General features: G+C 63.6%; 14 protein-coding genes. 9 read left to right on the forward strand and 5 right to left on the reverse strand.

The window, feature by feature from the left end:
• Positions 1 to 100 precede the first annotated feature (100 nt).
• The 3 genes from HCZ97_RS14435 (at position 101) to HCZ97_RS14445 (ending at position 2,701) form a co-directional block, all read left to right on the forward strand.
• Complete coding sequence (locus tag HCZ97_RS14435; protein ID WP_167689423.1) at positions 101 to 1,189, forward strand: LLM class flavin-dependent oxidoreductase; 1,089 nt, start codon at positions 101 to 103, stop codon at positions 1,187 to 1,189.
• 287 nt (positions 1,190 to 1,476) lie between these two features.
• Complete coding sequence (locus HCZ97_RS14440; RefSeq protein ID WP_167689424.1) at positions 1,477 to 2,184, forward strand: hypothetical protein; 708 nt, start codon at positions 1,477 to 1,479, stop codon at positions 2,182 to 2,184.
• Positions 2,185 to 2,242: 58 nt separating this feature from the next.
• The gene (locus tag HCZ97_RS14445; protein WP_167689425.1) at positions 2,243 to 2,701 is read left to right on the forward strand and encodes a 6,7-dimethyl-8-ribityllumazine synthase; all 459 of its coding nucleotides are present in this window, start codon (positions 2,243 to 2,245) and stop codon (positions 2,699 to 2,701) included.
• Positions 2,702 to 2,709: 8 nt separating this feature from the next.
• Here the strand turns inward: HCZ97_RS14445 and HCZ97_RS14450 are convergent, their stop codons facing one another.
• Positions 2,710 to 3,783 carry an AraC family transcriptional regulator gene (locus HCZ97_RS14450; RefSeq protein WP_167689426.1) on the reverse strand — a complete coding sequence of 358 codons (1,074 nt, stop codon included), beginning with the start codon at positions 3,781 to 3,783 and terminating at the stop codon, positions 2,710 to 2,712.
• Between the two features lie 174 nt (positions 3,784 to 3,957).
• Between HCZ97_RS14450 and HCZ97_RS14455 the strand changes: the two genes are divergently transcribed.
• The 4 genes from HCZ97_RS14455 (at position 3,958) to HCZ97_RS14470 (ending at position 8,424) form a co-directional block, all read left to right on the forward strand.
• Positions 3,958 to 5,097, forward strand: coding sequence for a tyramine oxidase subunit B (locus HCZ97_RS14455; RefSeq protein WP_167689427.1), 1,140 nt, complete (start codon positions 3,958 to 3,960; stop codon positions 5,095 to 5,097).
• A 60-nt stretch (positions 5,098 to 5,157) separates the two neighbouring features.
• Positions 5,158 to 5,574 carry a Rid family hydrolase gene (locus HCZ97_RS14460; protein WP_167689428.1) on the forward strand — a complete coding sequence of 139 codons (417 nt, stop codon included), beginning with the start codon at positions 5,158 to 5,160 and terminating at the stop codon, positions 5,572 to 5,574.
• Positions 5,575 to 5,636: 62 nt separating this feature from the next.
• Positions 5,637 to 6,932 (forward strand): FAD-binding oxidoreductase, encoded by a 1,296-nt coding sequence (locus tag HCZ97_RS14465; protein WP_167689429.1) that lies wholly within the window; start codon positions 5,637 to 5,639, stop codon positions 6,930 to 6,932.
• Between the two features lie 76 nt (positions 6,933 to 7,008).
• Complete coding sequence (locus HCZ97_RS14470) at positions 7,009 to 8,424, forward strand: aldehyde dehydrogenase family protein (protein ID WP_254871544.1); 1,416 nt, start codon at positions 7,009 to 7,011, stop codon at positions 8,422 to 8,424.
• 291 nt (positions 8,425 to 8,715) lie between these two features.
• Here the strand turns inward: HCZ97_RS14470 and HCZ97_RS14475 are convergent, their stop codons facing one another.
• From HCZ97_RS14475 to HCZ97_RS14485, 3 genes are read right to left on the reverse strand one after another with little or no spacing between them, the layout of a single operon-like run.
• The gene (locus tag HCZ97_RS14475; RefSeq protein WP_167689430.1) at positions 8,716 to 9,276 is read right to left on the reverse strand and encodes a biotin transporter BioY; all 561 of its coding nucleotides are present in this window, start codon (positions 9,274 to 9,276) and stop codon (positions 8,716 to 8,718) included.
• Positions 9,261 to 9,959, reverse strand: a complete 699-nt coding sequence (locus HCZ97_RS14480) for an energy-coupling factor transporter transmembrane component T (protein ID WP_167689431.1) — start codon at positions 9,957 to 9,959, stop codon at positions 9,261 to 9,263. The genes HCZ97_RS14475 and HCZ97_RS14480 overlap by 16 nt, the downstream gene beginning before the upstream one ends.
• Positions 9,934 to 10,737 (reverse strand): energy-coupling factor ABC transporter ATP-binding protein, encoded by an 804-nt coding sequence (locus tag HCZ97_RS14485; RefSeq protein WP_254871545.1) that lies wholly within the window; start codon positions 10,735 to 10,737, stop codon positions 9,934 to 9,936. The genes HCZ97_RS14480 and HCZ97_RS14485 overlap by 26 nt, the downstream gene beginning before the upstream one ends.
• Positions 10,738 to 11,022: 285 nt before the next feature.
• Here HCZ97_RS14485 and HCZ97_RS14490 point away from each other — a divergent pair, with 285 nt between their 5' ends.
• A complete protein-coding gene (locus HCZ97_RS14490; protein WP_217701792.1) occupies positions 11,023 to 12,210 on the forward strand; it encodes a pyridoxal phosphate-dependent aminotransferase in 1,188 nt (395 codons plus the stop codon).
• Positions 12,211 to 12,331: 121 nt separating this feature from the next.
• Positions 12,332 to 13,348, forward strand: coding sequence for a DMT family transporter (locus HCZ97_RS14495; protein ID WP_167689433.1), 1,017 nt, complete (start codon positions 12,332 to 12,334; stop codon positions 13,346 to 13,348).
• Here the strand turns inward: HCZ97_RS14495 and HCZ97_RS14500 are convergent.
• On the reverse strand, positions 13,323 to 15,665 hold a 2,343-nt coding region (locus HCZ97_RS14500; RefSeq protein ID WP_167689434.1), incomplete at its 5' end, for a hypothetical protein. The two genes, HCZ97_RS14495 and HCZ97_RS14500, sit on opposite strands and share 26 nt — an antisense overlap.

Below are 15,665 nucleotides of genomic sequence, written 5' to 3' on the forward strand. Positions count from 1 at the left end.
GAACTGCCTGGCCGGCCAGCGGCAATCGGACATCGCCTGACGCGCTTTTTCTGGCCCCTTCGAATTCGAGAAACGGAACCGCTCAAAAGGAGTAGCATCCATGCCCGCCAACAAAATGTTCGTCAAAGAGGGTTTCAAGCTCGGTGCTTTTTCGTCCAACTGCTCCGCCGGGATGACCGTCAGCAGCATCCCGGAACGGTGGGTCAACAGCTGGGACAACAACCTGAAGCTGGCCCAAATGCTGGATGACGCGGGCATGGATTTCATCCTGCCCGTCGCCCGCTGGATCGGCTGTGGGGGCGATATCAATTTCCAGGGCAACGTGCTTGAAACCATGACCTGGGCTGCGGCCTTGCTGGCCAAGACCAAGGATATCTCGGTCTTTTCGACCACCCATGCCGCTTTCAACCACCCCGTGGTTGCCGCAAAGCAGATCGCGACGATGGATCAGATCGGCAACGGCCGCGCGGGGCTGAACATCGTGGCCGGCTGGAACAAGCCCGAGTTCAAGGCGCTTGGCCTGGATCTGCCCGACGACCACGAAACGCGCTACGGCTACGCCCAGGAGTGGTTCGACATCGTGTCGAAGATCTGGGCAGATGAGGGGCCGTTCGACTACAAAGGCAAGTACTTCAATCTCGAAGGGATACAGGGCCAGCCTGCGCCGGTGAACGGCGTTGTTCCGGTTCTCAACGCCGCCGGGTCAGGCGTTGGTCGGGACTTTGCCACACGCAATGCGAATTACCTTTTCACCCCGGCCATCGACCTTTCACGCTCGGCCACTGAAATTCAGGACCTGATCGGGCAAGCTGCCGGTCTTGGGCGTGACGTGGGGGTTCTGACCTTCAGTCACGTGACCTGCCGCCCGACGGAAAAAGAGGCCAAAGAGTACCGCCAACACGTCATCGACCACGCCGACTGGAAAGGCGTAGAGACGTTGATGGATATGCTGTTTGCGAATGCGCAATCCTTCCCCCACGACCTGTTGAAGCAAATGAAGAACTCCATGGCGCTTGGTCATGGTGCGTTTGAACTGACCGGGACGCCACGGCAGGTTGCCGACCGCCTCATCGAGCTGCAAAAAGCCGGATTTGCCGGAACGACACTGTCCTTCGTCGATTATGTGGAGGAATTCCCGTATTTCCGGGATGAGGTTTTGCCGCTTTTGACCGAAGCCGGAATTCGCTGAATGGCAACGCCAGGGATGTTTACCCATGCGGTCCGGCCACTGCCTTTGGTTGCGAGGTCGAAGAGGTGATCAACCGCGCCAGCGTTTCCATCATTTTCGGTCGCTTCCGTCAGGTGATTGAGGGCAGCCGGGTTGGCGCATTGACCTATTGGAATCGCAGCGTCCAAAAGCGCGCAGAGGCGGCTTGAAAATCACAGCGAAAACACCGCACCGATACAAGCGAAAGGCCGGAAACCACGCCGGATGCTTCGACCTTTCGGGGGAACGACAGGGTAAGGAAACGACACATGCAAATCTCTTGGTTCGCGACGTTCAATGACAAAACGGCCCCAACGGCAGAAGTCACACCAGAGGAAATCGAGCGGATCACGGATATCGTGAAATCGACTCCGGGCCTTTCAAACGGCCTTGTTTCCACGCCCTGGGACGTGCCGGGCATGCCGTTCGACGACAAGCCGCTTCCGCAGCTGGCGTTGCAGCTTTACTTTGACGACATCGAGCAGCTTGAGGCCGCCCTGGAGCCGGACGGGCATTTGCAGAAGCTGGCCGACAAGTCCAACCTTCCCACCTTCAAGGATCCGCATGTCACGGAAGAGGCCATGCTCACGCGGGTCTACCACGCACCGGACCCCGCGTTCAAAACCGCGGATGGCAAACCCCATTGCTCCTTCCTGGTGCAATATCCCGGCCCCTCGGAACAGCGCAACAAGTGGATCCGCCACTACGTTGTGCATCATACGGCGATTATGAAAACCTTCCCGGGTATCCGCCAGATCGAGGTCTGCACCGCTTTGGATTGGTGTTCGTCCATGCCGTGGGAACGCGTCGGCCACATGCTGCGAAACAAGGTGGTTTTCGATGATGACGTTGCGCTGCAGGCCGCCCTGGGATCGCCCGTTCTTGACGACATGATGGCCGATGCCGCGCTGCTTCCGCCTTACGACGGTGGGAGCAAGCATTTCCCCATGGCGACATGGGGCGCCCCCAACCGTTAATGTCCGTCTTCGCCCGCTCACGGCGGGCCAGCAACGCTTACTCTTAGGATCCCCGACCATGGCAAGCTCCCACAAGATCGCGTTTATCAAGGCCAGCTGGCATTCAGAGATTGTTGACCAATCGCTAGTCGGATTTCGTTCGGCGCTGGATCTCGACGCATTTCACGTCGAGGTTTTCGATGTCCCAGGGGCGTTCGAGCTCCCCCTTCTTGCAAAAACTCTTTCCAAGACGGCGGAGTACGACGCGATTGTCTGTGCTGCCCTGGTGGTTGATGGCGGGATTTATCGCCATGATTTTGTATCTGCTACAGTCGTTGAAGGCCTGATGCAGGTGCAGCTTGAAACCGGAGTCCCGGTGCTGTCCGTTTCGCTCACGCCTCACAACTTTCAGCCAACGCCAGAGCACATTGCGTTCTTCAGCGGCCATTTCGTGACCAAGGGCGAAGAGGCCGCACAGGCGGTGACATCGCTTCTTCAACTCGGCATCTACAAACGCGGTGAACCGGCGGGCCACTGACACACGGCTTACTTTGGTTGAGTCTCTCCGCGGGAAAACCGACGGGGAGAGACGCCCTTCCAGTCCTTGAAGGCGCGCCCGAAGGATGCGGCGTCCGCATACCCAAGCTGCTCTGCGATGTGTTCAAGCGGGATCTGAGCGCCGCTTTCCAGAAGCTGGCAGGCGCGCCGCATGCGCTGAGTCCGCAGCAATTCGCGAAAACTCACATTGTTCTGGGCTAGATAGCGGCGAAGCGTGCGCTCTGGCGCGCCAAGGTCCGTGGAGACTGCGAAAAAGGTGATGTTGTTGCTCGCCAATCTTTTCGAAATGGCCAGCTTCATTTTTTCGATGATGTCCTCATCCTGATCATTCTCAACCCGCATCAAATCCATCAGGTGGGTTTCAAGCACAGGTTTCAAATGATCCAGGCGCGACCGCGCGGTGTTGGTCGTCGACATCTCCATCAGGCGGGAGGGGATGACAATTCCGGTGTAGGCCGCATCCCCCCGGACCGGGCAATTGAAGTTTGCTTTCAGGGCGTCGCGATGTGTTGAGACATCGTGCTGAAAGCGCACCTCAAGGGGCCGCCACTGCGCGCCGAGAGCCTGGCGCATGCACATGTCAATCGATGCAATCGAAAACTCGGCATCCTGTCTGCGGGGCCAGATGTCATCGTTGCCCGCGATATAGCGCAGCTCGGTTCGATCTTCATCCACCTCGTGAATGCCCAGGCTGGAATGGGTCTGCCAGTGTTTCTGGAACTTTATGAAGGCGCGCAGCACTTCGAGAGGCGAATTCAGCGTCATTGTCAGAACATGGAACGGCCCAAGTTCGGCAGGGCTGAAGGCTGCCCCCAATTCCAGACCAATCAGCGGGTTTCCGGTGTGCTCTGCAACCAGTTCAGTAAATGCCAGATACTGTGAAAATTTGATCCACGCATAGGGCGACTCGACGATGTCGCGGGTCAGGCCGACCTCGCGCAAAAGCTGCGTCGTATTGCATCCGGATTCGCGCGCTGCCTTGATGAAAAAGTCCAGAAAGAGGACCCGAATTCTAGCAGGGTTCATCTTCGGGGAGAGGTCAGCTGCGGTGATCGGTTCCATGTCATGAACAGTATGCAAATTGGCCGGAATTGCAATTTTTTTGTCCGTCGATGACCTCTAATTTCTGACAGATCGTTGGCCTTCAAAGCGCCAGTAGAACCTACCCAGTTCGCCAAGACGGAAAGGCACGCTGCGGCCGGCCGTTTGTATGTTGCCCCCACTGATGAGAGCCCCATGACAAAAGACACCAAAATCGATTTCATCTATCTGTCAGAGCCCGACATGGTCGAAGCAGGGGTCACCGACATGCCCTCTTGCGTTGACACGATGGAAGAGATGTTCGCGCTGCTTCATGTGGGCGATTACCGGATGGCGGGTGAGAACAATAACTCCCATGGCTCCCTGATCCTGTTCCCTGAAGACTCTCCGCACGACACCATGCCCAAGAACACGCCGGATCGCCGCCTGATGGCGATGCCTGCCTATCTGGGCGGCTCCTTCGGGACATCGGGTGTCAAATGGTACGGATCGAACATCGCCAATCGGGAGCGTGGTCTGCCCCGCTCCATCCTGATGTTTATCCTCACGGACACCGAAACCAGCGCGCCGCTTGCCCTAATGTCCGCGAACCTCCTGTCAGCCTATCGCACGGGCGCCATTCCAGGCGTGGGCGCGCGTCACCTGGCGCGCAAGGACTCCCGCGTGGCCGGGATTCTCGGGCCGGGCGTTATGGGTAAGACCAGCCTGAGCGCCTTTATCGCTGCCTGCCCGCAGATCGACACCGTCAAGGTCAAGGGACGCGGCCAGAAGAACCTGGACCTGTTCATCGACTGGGTGAAAGAGACCTACCCGCAGATCTCCAAGGTCTATGCCGTCGACACGGCCGAGGAACTGGTGCGCGGATCCGACGTGGTGGCCTATTGCAGCTCCGGTGCCACCGGCGACCCCTCGACATACCCCATTGTCGAACGGGACTGGATCAGCCCCGGCACCTTCCTTGCCATGCCGGCCCTGGGCAACTTTGACCAAGGGGTTGCGGCTCCGGATGTCCGCAAGGTGCTGGATTACACGGGTCTTTACGAAGCCTGGGTATCCGAGGTCCCGCACCCCACCCATGACCATATCCCGCTTGTCGGCATGAAATGGATGGACATGGTTACCGACGGCGCATTGCAGCGCGATGCGCTGGAAGACCTGAGTGCCATCGTTGCGGGCACAACGCCCGGCCGTCAGAACGACGACGAGATCATCATGCTTTCCGTTGGCGGCATGCCGGTGGAGGATGTGGCCTGGGGCACGATTGTCTACCGGAACGCCATCAAGAATGGCCTCGGGACGAAGCTGAACCTTTGGGATGAACCCATCCTGCACTGACGGCGCGCGGTCCGGACGGACTGCGCCCCCCACACCCATTCTCCAGCTGAAAGCATTCTCATGACCCAAGTCACCCGGGTGAAAACCGGAACCAAATACGAAGACATCGCCTGTTATTCCCGGCTGGTCTGCGTCGGTGACCAGATCTTCGTGTCCAACACCGCGGGGCGTGACCCCGAGACCAAGGAAATGCCCGAAGGCGTGACCGAGCAAGCCCGGACCGCGATTTCAAACCTTGAACGCGCGCTCATGGCTGTAGAGTCCTGCTTGGGGGACGTTGTTGCCATTCGTGTCTATGTTCCGAACCCGGAGGACGCGGATGCCGTTGGGCGCGTTCTGGGCGAAAGGTTCCGTGGGATCGATCCGGCCCTGACGCTGACCTGCCCAACGCTTGGCTCGACCATCTACAAGGTGGAACTGGATGCGACCGCCATTCGCGGCGCCTCCAAGGCCGAAGCTGTCTACATCACCCTTTAGGACCATGGATGGGGTTTGCCCGACCGGGCAGACCCCTTGTCCGCCAGAGACCAGGATCCCTTATGGCCCCCATCGTTACACCCGTTCAAACACACGCCGACGTGCCGTCAAAGACAACCGTTGCCATTATCGGCGGCGGCATCGTCGGCTTGTCGGCTGCATTGACTCTTGCCGAACGCGGGGTGCCGGTCGTTGTGTTCGAAAAGGGCCGTGTTGTCGGCGAGCAGTCGTCGCGCAACCTGGGCTGGATCAGAAAGACCAACCGGTCTCCGCAGGATGCGCCCCTGGCCATCGAAGCGGACAAGCTCTGGACGGGCATGGCGCAGCGCACCGGATCAAACGTTGGCTATCAGCAGCCTGGCATCATGTTCCTGTCGCAGACCGAAGAAGAGCTGGCTGCGAACCGCAAGTGGCTGGATGCGGTCAAGGATCTCAACATCGACTCGCGGCTTCTTAGCCCAGAGGACGTGGACCGCATGGTTCCGGGCGGCAGCCGCAGATGGCGCGGCGGGCTTTACACCGCCTCGGACGGCTACGCAGAGCCCACCCTTGCGGCAAGTGCGATCGCCAGTGCCGCGATCGACAAGGGGGCCATCATCGTCGAGAACTGCGCGGTGCGCACCCTGTCGACCTTCGGCGGCAAGGTTCGCGGTGTCATCACCGAGCGCGGCGAAATCGCCTGTGAGCAGGTGATCCTTGCGGGCGGCCTGTGGTCCAGGAAGTTCCTGGGAAATCTCAAAATCTCCCTGCCGACCCTGCCCATCATCGGTTCGGTTCTGCGGACGGCGCCGATGGAAGGTCCGACCGATATCGCGGTGGCCGGACCCGATTTCTCCTTCAGGAAACGCAAGGACGGCGGGTTCACGATCACCCAGCGGGCCGCGATGAGCGCGCCCTTGGTCCTGGATCACGCGCGGATCGGGTTGAAGTACCTGCCCACCTTGCGGGCGAACTGGCACAACCTGCGACTGTCCCTTGGGCGGGATGTCCTCAGTGACTACTCGCTGGCGCGCAAATGGAAGGGCTCGGACATCTCACCGTTCGAACGCACCCGCACCATGGATCCCGTGGCCAATCCGCGCCTGATCGAAGAGGCGATGGACAATCTCACCGCGGCCTGGCCCGCCTTCAAGAGCGCCGAGATCACGGAAACCTGGGCTGGCACCATCGACGTCACGCCGGACTCGCTGCCGGTCATGGGCGCTGTCCCCAATTGGGATGGGCTCACGCTCGCGACCGGGTACTCGGGCCATGGTTTCGGAACGGGTCCTGCGGCAGGACAGCTGGCGGCTGATCTTGCGACCGGTGCGAAACCTCTGGTCGACCCCGCACCCTATGACATTCGGCGTTTCGACTAAGGACTGCCAAGGCGCGACCGGCCGCTGCCTTTCAAAACACCCTCGGGCCAGATCACGATCACATCGGAGAGATAGAATGAAGTCAGACCCCGCATATCATATGATCATCGGCGGCAAGAAAGTGTCGGCACCCTCAGTCTTCGAGGTCACGAATCCCGCGACGGGGGCCGTGATCGGACAGGCGCCCAATGGCCAGAAAAGCGACCTCGATGCGGCTGTCGAAAGCGCGCAAACGGCCTTCAAAACCTGGTCCCTGGTGACGGATGACGACCGGGCCGAGGCGATCCTGAAGGTCTCTGCCAAGCTGACGGAACACGCCGAAGAGCTGGCGCAACTCCTGACCGCCGAGCAGGGCAAGCCCTTGAACGGTATAGGATCTCGCTTTGAAGTCAGCCTGTTAAAGGACTGGGCCGAACACACGGCCAACACCAAGCTGCCGGTCAAGGTCATCCAGGATGACGAGACCGGCAAGGTGGAGCTTCATCGCAAACCGCTGGGCGTTGTCGGGTCGATCACGCCCTGGAACTTTCCCCTAGCAATCGCGATCTGGCATGTGCTGCCGGCCATCCGGACGGGCAACACCGTCGTCATCAAGCCGTCGCCCCACACGCCGCTTGCCACGCTGCGCATGGTCGAACTGATGAACGAGGTTCTGCCCGCTGGCGTGATCAACATCGTGACCTGCGATGACACGTCCTCGAACCTTGGGGCCGAGATGTCGTCCCACAAGGGCATTCGCAAGATCATCCTGACCGGATCGAACCGGACAGGCGCCAAGGTGATGTCGAGCGCCGCTGACACGATGAAGCGCCTGACGCTCGAACTTGGCGGCAACGATGCGGCGATTGTCCTGCCGGACGTGGACCCGAAGGCGATTGCGGAAGGCTTGTTCTTCGGGGCGTTCTTCAACAACGGTCAGGCCTGCGCGGGTATTAAGCGCCTGTATGTCCACGAAAAAGTCTATGATGAGGTTTGCACCGAGCTCGCGGCCTTCGCGGGCACGATCAAGACAGGCCCCGGCACCGAGGAGGATTCCATCCTTGGCCCGCTGGCCAACCAGATGCAGTTCGACATCGTCGCACGCCTGGTCGAAGAGGGGGCAAAGGAGGGGCGCGTTCTGACCGGTGGCGCGCCGGGTGAGGGGCTGTTCTATCCCGTGACGCTGATCGCGGATATCGGCGATGACAACCCGCTGGTGCAGTCGGAACAATTTGGCCCGGTCCTGCCGATCATCAAGTACTCCGACATCGACGAAGCCATTGAAATGGCGAACAGAAACGAAAACGGGCTGGGCGGATCAATCTGGTCTTCCGACGTGGAAAAAGCGCGCAAGCTGGTGCAACGGCTGGAGTCCGGCATGGGTTGGGTCAACCAGCACGGCATGCTGCGGCCCGACATTCCGTTTGGTGGTCGAAAGAAGTCCGGCCTGGGCGTGGAGTTCGGCGAAGAGGGTCTTGCCTCTTACACCGACATTCAGGCCGTGGTCTCCTGACCTGAGAAAACGACGGCCCGCGCGACGCTCCTGTCCCGCGGGCCCCATTTTACATAATTAGGATTATTGGGCCATCTGAATGCCCCCAAAATCGGCGTCGGTACGGCATCTGTATCGTGTCGGTATCGCGTCGGTATCACGTCGGTGCGCAGCGCACGTGGGTTTAGGGGGCTGGCAAGCTTTGGCCCGGGCGGTTTTTGCCGCCCGGGGCCGGTCATTTTGGCCTCTCCGCCTGCCCCGAAAGCGCGCCGGGCAAGCGGCGCACCTTCGGGATGGGGGACGCCCTGGCGCTTAAAGCCCGCGCGGGGCGCGCCGCCAGATCAGGCTGCCGGGGCGGGCACGGGCGAGCGAGGCGGTCAGCAGACCCGCGATACCGGCCTTGGCCAGGTCACCGGGAATGAAGGCCAGCACCAGCATCGTGGCCTCGAGCAGGGTCTTCTTCAGCACCAGCGCCATGCCGACGATCCCGAAACCATAGAGCACCAGGATGCCGCCCACGACAGAGGCCAGGATCGCCATGGGCAGGACCGGCTGGGCGGGGAAACGCTCCATGATCCAGCCGGTGACGAAGGCCGCCGCGACCCAGCCCCAGAGGAAGCCCGCCGTGGGGCCGACAAAGACGCCAAGGCCACCGCGCCCGCCGGCCAGAAGCGGCAGGCCCAGGGCGACGATCAGCAGCAGCAGCAGAACGGCAAGCGCGCCGCGTTTCGCGCCCAGCACCGTGCCGGCCAGCATGATGCCAAGGCTTTGCGCGGTGATCGGCACGCCGAAGCCAAGCTGAAGATTGGGCAAGAGGCCCAGCACCGCGATGATCGCGGCAAAGAGGGCCACGTGGCTTACTGACTTTTCCATGGGCGTTTCCTTTCGTGTGATGTTCGGGAGTCCGCCGTTTGCGGGGCGGTGTTCGGGGATGTCTTGGGGGGTGATGCGGGCGGGGGCTGGATGCCCCCGCGCGCCTTCAGCGCCTCTGCCACGTGATCGGCATCGTCGAGCGTCGCCAGGGTCAGCGGCATGACGATGCGCCAGCGCGGTTTCTTCGGGGATCGGGCGGCCCAGCTTTGCCCCAGCTGGTGGCCGGTGTCCGACAGCACAGGGATCATGCGGATAACCAGCGCGATGGCGATATCCATCGCCCGCACGTTCAGCCCCAGCCGCGCCAGCGGCCGGCAGAGGGTGCGCACAACGGCCATCATGTCGCTGAGCCGGGTGGTCATTGTGACAAGGTTGGCAAGGCCCACCGCCGTCAGCAGGCGCAGGGAGATCGCCATCCCCGTGCGGGCATCCTGCACCACGACATGCCAGATCAGCACGACGGCAACGATGGGCAGAAGCATCCGCAGGCGGCGCGCGCCGTGCAAAAGGAAGATGCGACCGGGCAAGGCGTAAAGCCCCACCATGCCTGCAAAGGCCAGGGCCAGGAGTGGCAGCGCATCGGTGGCCGCCAGCCCGATCGTGACCAGAAGCAGCGCGCCCAGCTTGGCCCCGGCGGGCCAGTCATGGGCGCGGGTTCTAACGGGTGAGGTCAGAGAGATCATCGCCCGCCCCCCTCTCTTCCATGGCCGCAAGGTAGGCCGCCGTGACCTCGGGCCCCGGGCCGGCGCGCAGAAGGGTGCCTTCGTCCAGCCAGAGGCAGGTGTCGCAATCCGCGATATCCTCCGGATCGTGGGAGATATGGATGCTGGCCCCGGGGAACTGGCGCAAGGCGCGGCGCAGCTGCATCCGGGTGGGAATGTCGAGCCCGGCAAAGGGTTCATCCAGCACGATGACCCGGGGCTGCATGGCGACCACGGCCATCAGGCAGACCAGGTGCTTCTGGCCGTGCGACAGGGTCGACACCGCCGCCTCTGCCCAGTGGGACTTGCCGAAGCGCGCCAGGATCGCGCGCGCATTTTCCTGCGCCTGCCGCTTGCCCTGCCCCTGCTGGGTCAGGCCGAAGGCCAGTTCCTCTTGCACGGTGGGAAAGATGATCTGGTGATCGGGGTTCTGGAACAGGATGCCGACCTCAAGGATCGCGGCGCGGCGGTCGCGGGCCATGTCCTTGCCGTTCAGGGTGATCTGACCGTCGTCCGGAGCGATCAGCCCGGCAATCACCCGCGCGAGGGTCGATTTGCCCGATCCGTTGCGCCCCAGCACGCCAAGCCGGGTAAAGTCGATGGCCGCGTCCAGCCCCGACAGGATGCGGCGGCCGTCGATCGCCAGCGAAAGCTGCGACATCTCCAGCCGTGCCGGGCGGCCCTGGCTGGCGTCGCGACCGGCGGCCTGGCCGGAGGCGGGTTGGGGGCGCAGGTCGGACATCGGGCGTTCGCGATCCATCTTCCTGTTTCATCTGGCGCCCGGGGGGGGCGCAACCGGGGCGTGCCATAAAGGCGCCACGCTGCCGTGCAGCACAGTTACGATAAAGACCCCCCGAAGCACAACGCCATCAAAGCGGGCCATCGAACCCGGGCCATGCCGGTCTGTTCCCGTGCCGGGCGAGCGGTGCCCTGAAAACGAAGGCGCGCCTTTGCCGGAACAGGGCCCTCGCGCGGGGCGATGCGGGTTGAACCCGGCGGCAAAGCGGCGGAGACTTGGGCAAAGCCCTTCAGCACCGGATTTCCCTTGAAACGCAGCCTGCTCTCCCCCGATTCCGCCCTGTCCCGCGTCCGTGGCAATCTGACTGACCTCGAGACAGAGAACATCGCCTCTCTTGCGGCGCGCGCCCATGGCGTGCCGGACATGATCCCGCTGTGGTACGGCGAAGGCGATATCGTCACGCCGGCCTTCATCCGCGATGCGGCCAAGGCGGCGCTGGACGATGGCGAGACCTTCTACGTGCCCCAGATGGAGGGCCGCCCGGATCTGCACGCGGCGCTGACCACCTACCAGGCGGACCTGCACGGGATCGAGCTGGGCCCGGAGCGCACCACGATCACCCCCAGCGGCATGCAGGCGGTGCATATCGCGCTGACCATGGTGCTGCAGGCGGGCGACAATGCCGTCTACGTGGAGCCGCAGTGGCCCAACATCCGCCACGCGATCTGTGTCGCCGGGGCCGAACCGCGCGGCGTGCCGCTGGACCTGGTGGAGGGCAAGTGGGTGCTGGACACCGACAAGCTGTTCGATGCCTGCGATGCGCGCACGCGGGCGATCATCCTGTCCTCTCCCTCCAACCCGAATGCCTTCATGGCCGATGCCCAGCTGTACCGTGACCTGCTGGAATTCTCGCGCCGGCATGGCATCTGGATCATCAGCGACGAGGTCTACGCGCGGCTGGTGCACGAGGGGCGCGCGGCGCCCTCCATGCTGCAACAGGCCGATCCGGAGGACCTGGTGATGTGCATCAACGGCTTCTCCAAGGCCTGGGCCATGACCGGCTGGCGGATCGGCTGGCTGAACCACCCCGCCTCGGTCGCGCCGACGGTGCGGGCGATGACGCAATACCTGAACTCCGGCACGGCCTCCTTCATCCAGGCGGGGGCGCTGGCCGCGCTGGTGCAGGGCGAACCGACGGTGGAGATGATCCGCACGCGGGTGCGCGACGGGGTCGATGCGGTCTACGAGGTGCTGGGGCGGTCCAACCGGGTCGTCCTGCCAGAAAAGCCCCAGGGCGGCATGTATGTCTTTTTCCGCTTCGATGGCGAAGAGGATGCGGACCCGGTCTGCCGCCGTCTGGTGACGGATGCGGGCGTGGGCCTGGCGCCGGGCGCGCTGTTCGGGGAAAGCTTCCGACCCTACGTGCGCCTTTGCGTGGCGCGGCCCGCAGAGCAGATCGCGGCGGCCTGCGAAAGGATCGTGGCGGCGCTGTGAGACGGCCCTGAAAGGGGTTTGGCGGTTTCCTTGATCTTCAACTTCTCCTAGCATCCTTTGGGAATGCTGGCCGGATTTTCGGCCGGAGTGCCGGAAGGAAAACCGCGATGAAGAGCCTGGGATGGTGAACCTGGCGCTGTTGTTCCTGGCCTCGGTCTGCTGGGCCGGGGGGTATCTGTTCATCTCATGGGCCGACAAGGCGCTGAGCCCCTTGCAGGTGACCGCCGGGCAGACCCTGCTGGGCGCGCTGGCGGTGGGGCTTTACGTGCTGCTGGCCCGCCGCCCGGTGATGGGCACGCTGCGGGCCAAGCCCTGGCTGCCGGTGGTCACCGCGCTGACTGCGGTGGCGCTGCCAAACCTGTCGACCTCTGTCGCAGAGGAGGACGTGCCGGCGGCCCTGGCATCGCTGGTCGGAACCACGGTGCCGATCCTGACCCTGCTGCTGGCGGTCTTCGTCACCCGGACGGAGCGCTATTCCAACCGCAAGGTCGCGGGCATCGCCGTGGCGCTGACCGGGCTGCTGGTCTTCGTCGGACTGGCCGGGCTGGAAACCGGCGGGGCGGAGCTGAGCCATGTCGGCATCATGATGGCGGGCGGCGCGGTCTTTGCGGTCAACGGCATCCTCATGTCCGTCGCCGGCAAGGGGCTGGACATGCCCACGCTGACCTTCTGGCTGCTGCTCTTCGCCGCCATCCTGCTGGGTGCGCTGGCGCTGGTGGTCGAGGGCTGGCCCGGATGGCCGGGGCACCGCGCGCTGCTGTCGCTGCTGGCCTCCGGCCTTGTCAGCACCGGGCTGGCCTTCCTGGCCTGTTTCGTGCTGATCGAGCGCGCGGGGCCCAGTTTTGCCGCCAGCTATGCCTTTCTGGTCCCGCCGCTTGGCTTTGGGCTGGGCGTCGCCTTTGAAGGCGAGACCGTCACCGCCACCCATATCGCCGGGATCGTGCTGGTGCTGGCCGGGCTCTGGCTGATGTCATCTCGCGATGCAAAGGGCGCCGCCGCGGCGGCCCCGGCCGATGCTGCCCCCCTGCCCCGCGATCCGGCGGAAGCCGTGCCTGGGCTGGATCCGGTGACGGGCCAAATCACTCAGCCCATCACCGATCCCACCACGGACCCTATTTCTGGGCCGAAGGCACGCTGACCATCTGGGTGCCGGCGATCTGAAGCTTCCAGTCCTGCGCCGCGGTGCCGTCCAGGTTCATCCGGCTGACGATGAAGGACAAGCGGTCCTTGTCGGTGCCCTTCGCCGTGCAGAAACGATCCTGCAGGTAGAAGGGCGGCGTGGCCTGGTAGAACAGCTGGAAGCGGATCTGCGCCGGGGTGCCCTTCAGCTCTGCCAGCGGGATCGCATAGGTCAGGCTGTCTGCCCCCGAGGCCGTGGCGCCCTCGGCGATCTGGTAATCCGGGTCATCCCCGGTGGCGGTGAAGCCCGCGTCCTGGGCCATGTCCGCCCCCGCGCCAAGCGCCTGGGCGATCTCTATCCGCTGGCTTTCCGGCAGGTAGCCCTGGGGCGGCAGGCGATTGTCCTTCACCTCTGCGCAGATCGACAGGAAGGAGGTGGTCAGCTGCCCCGCCGGGTCCGCGTCATGCCCGCAGACCGGGTTTTCCGCCGGCGGGGTCGAGACGAGCTCCTGGTAGATCTGGGCGGAATCCTGGCTGGTGATGGTCTGGTAATGGGGCTGGTGGATGCGCTTCAGCGGGTCGATGCGGGCAGAGCAATCAGGGGTCCACCATTCCTCTCCCGGCAGGGGGGTGCCATCGGCGCCAAGGATTCGCCCCAGGCTGTCCGTCGCGCCCGAGGCCCAGAGGGTATCGCCGATGGGATCCAGCACCTCGACGTTCAGGAACATGCGGCGGAAGCCGACGCCGGAGGGCAGCTTGTGCCCGGCCAGGTTCTGTACGGTGACCTTCGCGCTCAGCGTGCTGTCATCGCGGGTGACATCGGACACTGTGATCTTGGCCGTGGCGTCCTGGGCCTGGTTCAGCATGGCCTGCTCGGTGGCAACCAGCGGGTCCACCCCCTTTGAGACCATCATTGGATCCTGGGTGCGGATGCCCAGCACATCGGGGAACTGCTGGGCCATCTTCACCAGGAAGACATTGAGCCCCACCAGCACGTGCCTAGAGAAGCCTTCGCGTTCGGGCAGGTCGATTTCATCGGCGCTGCGGGCGAAATCGGCCTGCGGGAAGTTGCTGCGTTCCTGGATCGAGGCTATCTTGGAGACGGTCGGCGTGCCATCGGCATTGGTTCCGGGCATGTGGCAGCCCTGGCAGGAGGTCCATTGCTTGCCCTGTCCTAAGGGCAGCGTGGCACCATCCGCCGTCACCCCGGTGCGGAAGTCCGAGAACGCCCATTCGGGATAGGTCAGCTGTTCGTAGATCCGCGCCAGGGTCTTGCCCTCTTGCAGAACCGGCAGGTGGACGGTGTGGCAGGCGCCGCACATCTCAGAGGTGGAGATGGTGGAATTATGCTGCGGGACCAGGCCCAGCCCGGCCTCCATCGGGGTGGTCTTCACGTCCTTGAAGGGGCCGAAGACCGCATCGGGCGCGCCCACCGGGTAGGAGCCGGTGAAGGTGCGGCCAAAGCCGGTGTTGTCCGGGTTGAGGAAATTCTGCCGTTCGGCCACGCAGGCATTGGCGGGATCGTCGGGGCTGGCCTCGATCGTCAGGTCCATGCGGTGGCAGGCCATGCAGGAGATCCCGTCGCGGGCCAGCGCGCCGAAGCCCGCGCCCGACGGATCCGAGAGCGGCGTGGCATCGACCTGGGCGCGGGTGAACTTGCCGCAGGCCTCGCCCGCAAGCTGGTTGTCGATCCCCGCCTGGCGCTGGCCCATGATGCCGTGACAGCCAAGGCAGGTGTCCTCGACCACGTCGGGGATATCGGAATGGAAGCTCTGGGTTTCAGAGGCAAGCTGCGCAAAGAAGATCGGATCGCGCCCGGCCAGCCCCATGGGAGAGGTCCGCCAGGTGCCATAGGGGCTGTCGTTCCACAGCAGCCCGGCGTGCTCGCCCATGGCGGGGCGGGTCATGTCGAACTGCAGCCCGGTGCTGCCCGCGTCATGGCAGCCCACGCATTGATCAGAGGTCAGGAACATGCCGTGATCGTCCGGCGCGCCAGCGGGCATGAAGGCGTTGTCATAGGTCTGGGAGGGCATCTGGATCGCGGCATCGCCCCACTCCGGCACCGTCTGGCCCTGCAGCCAGGCCTGGGTGGCCGATTGCAGCGCGGCGAAATGCGGCTGGCCCAGGCGGGCGGTATCGTCGCCGGGCATCACCACCAGCTGGTGATGGGGCACCGGCGGGGTTTCCCCCGCGAAGGTCTGGCTGACGAAGGACAGCGGCGTGCCCGGCTCCCCGGTCATGTTGGCCGCATCGGCAAAGGTCATGTTGGCGCGGGCCGAGGCATGGCAGTTCAGGCAATATTGCCCGAAGCCCTGGGAGGGCAGCCGGGTGGTCTG

The organism is Pseudooceanicola sp. HF7 (assembly GCF_011806405.1).
Taxonomy (GTDB): Bacteria; Pseudomonadota; Alphaproteobacteria; order Rhodobacterales; family Rhodobacteraceae; genus Pseudooceanicola.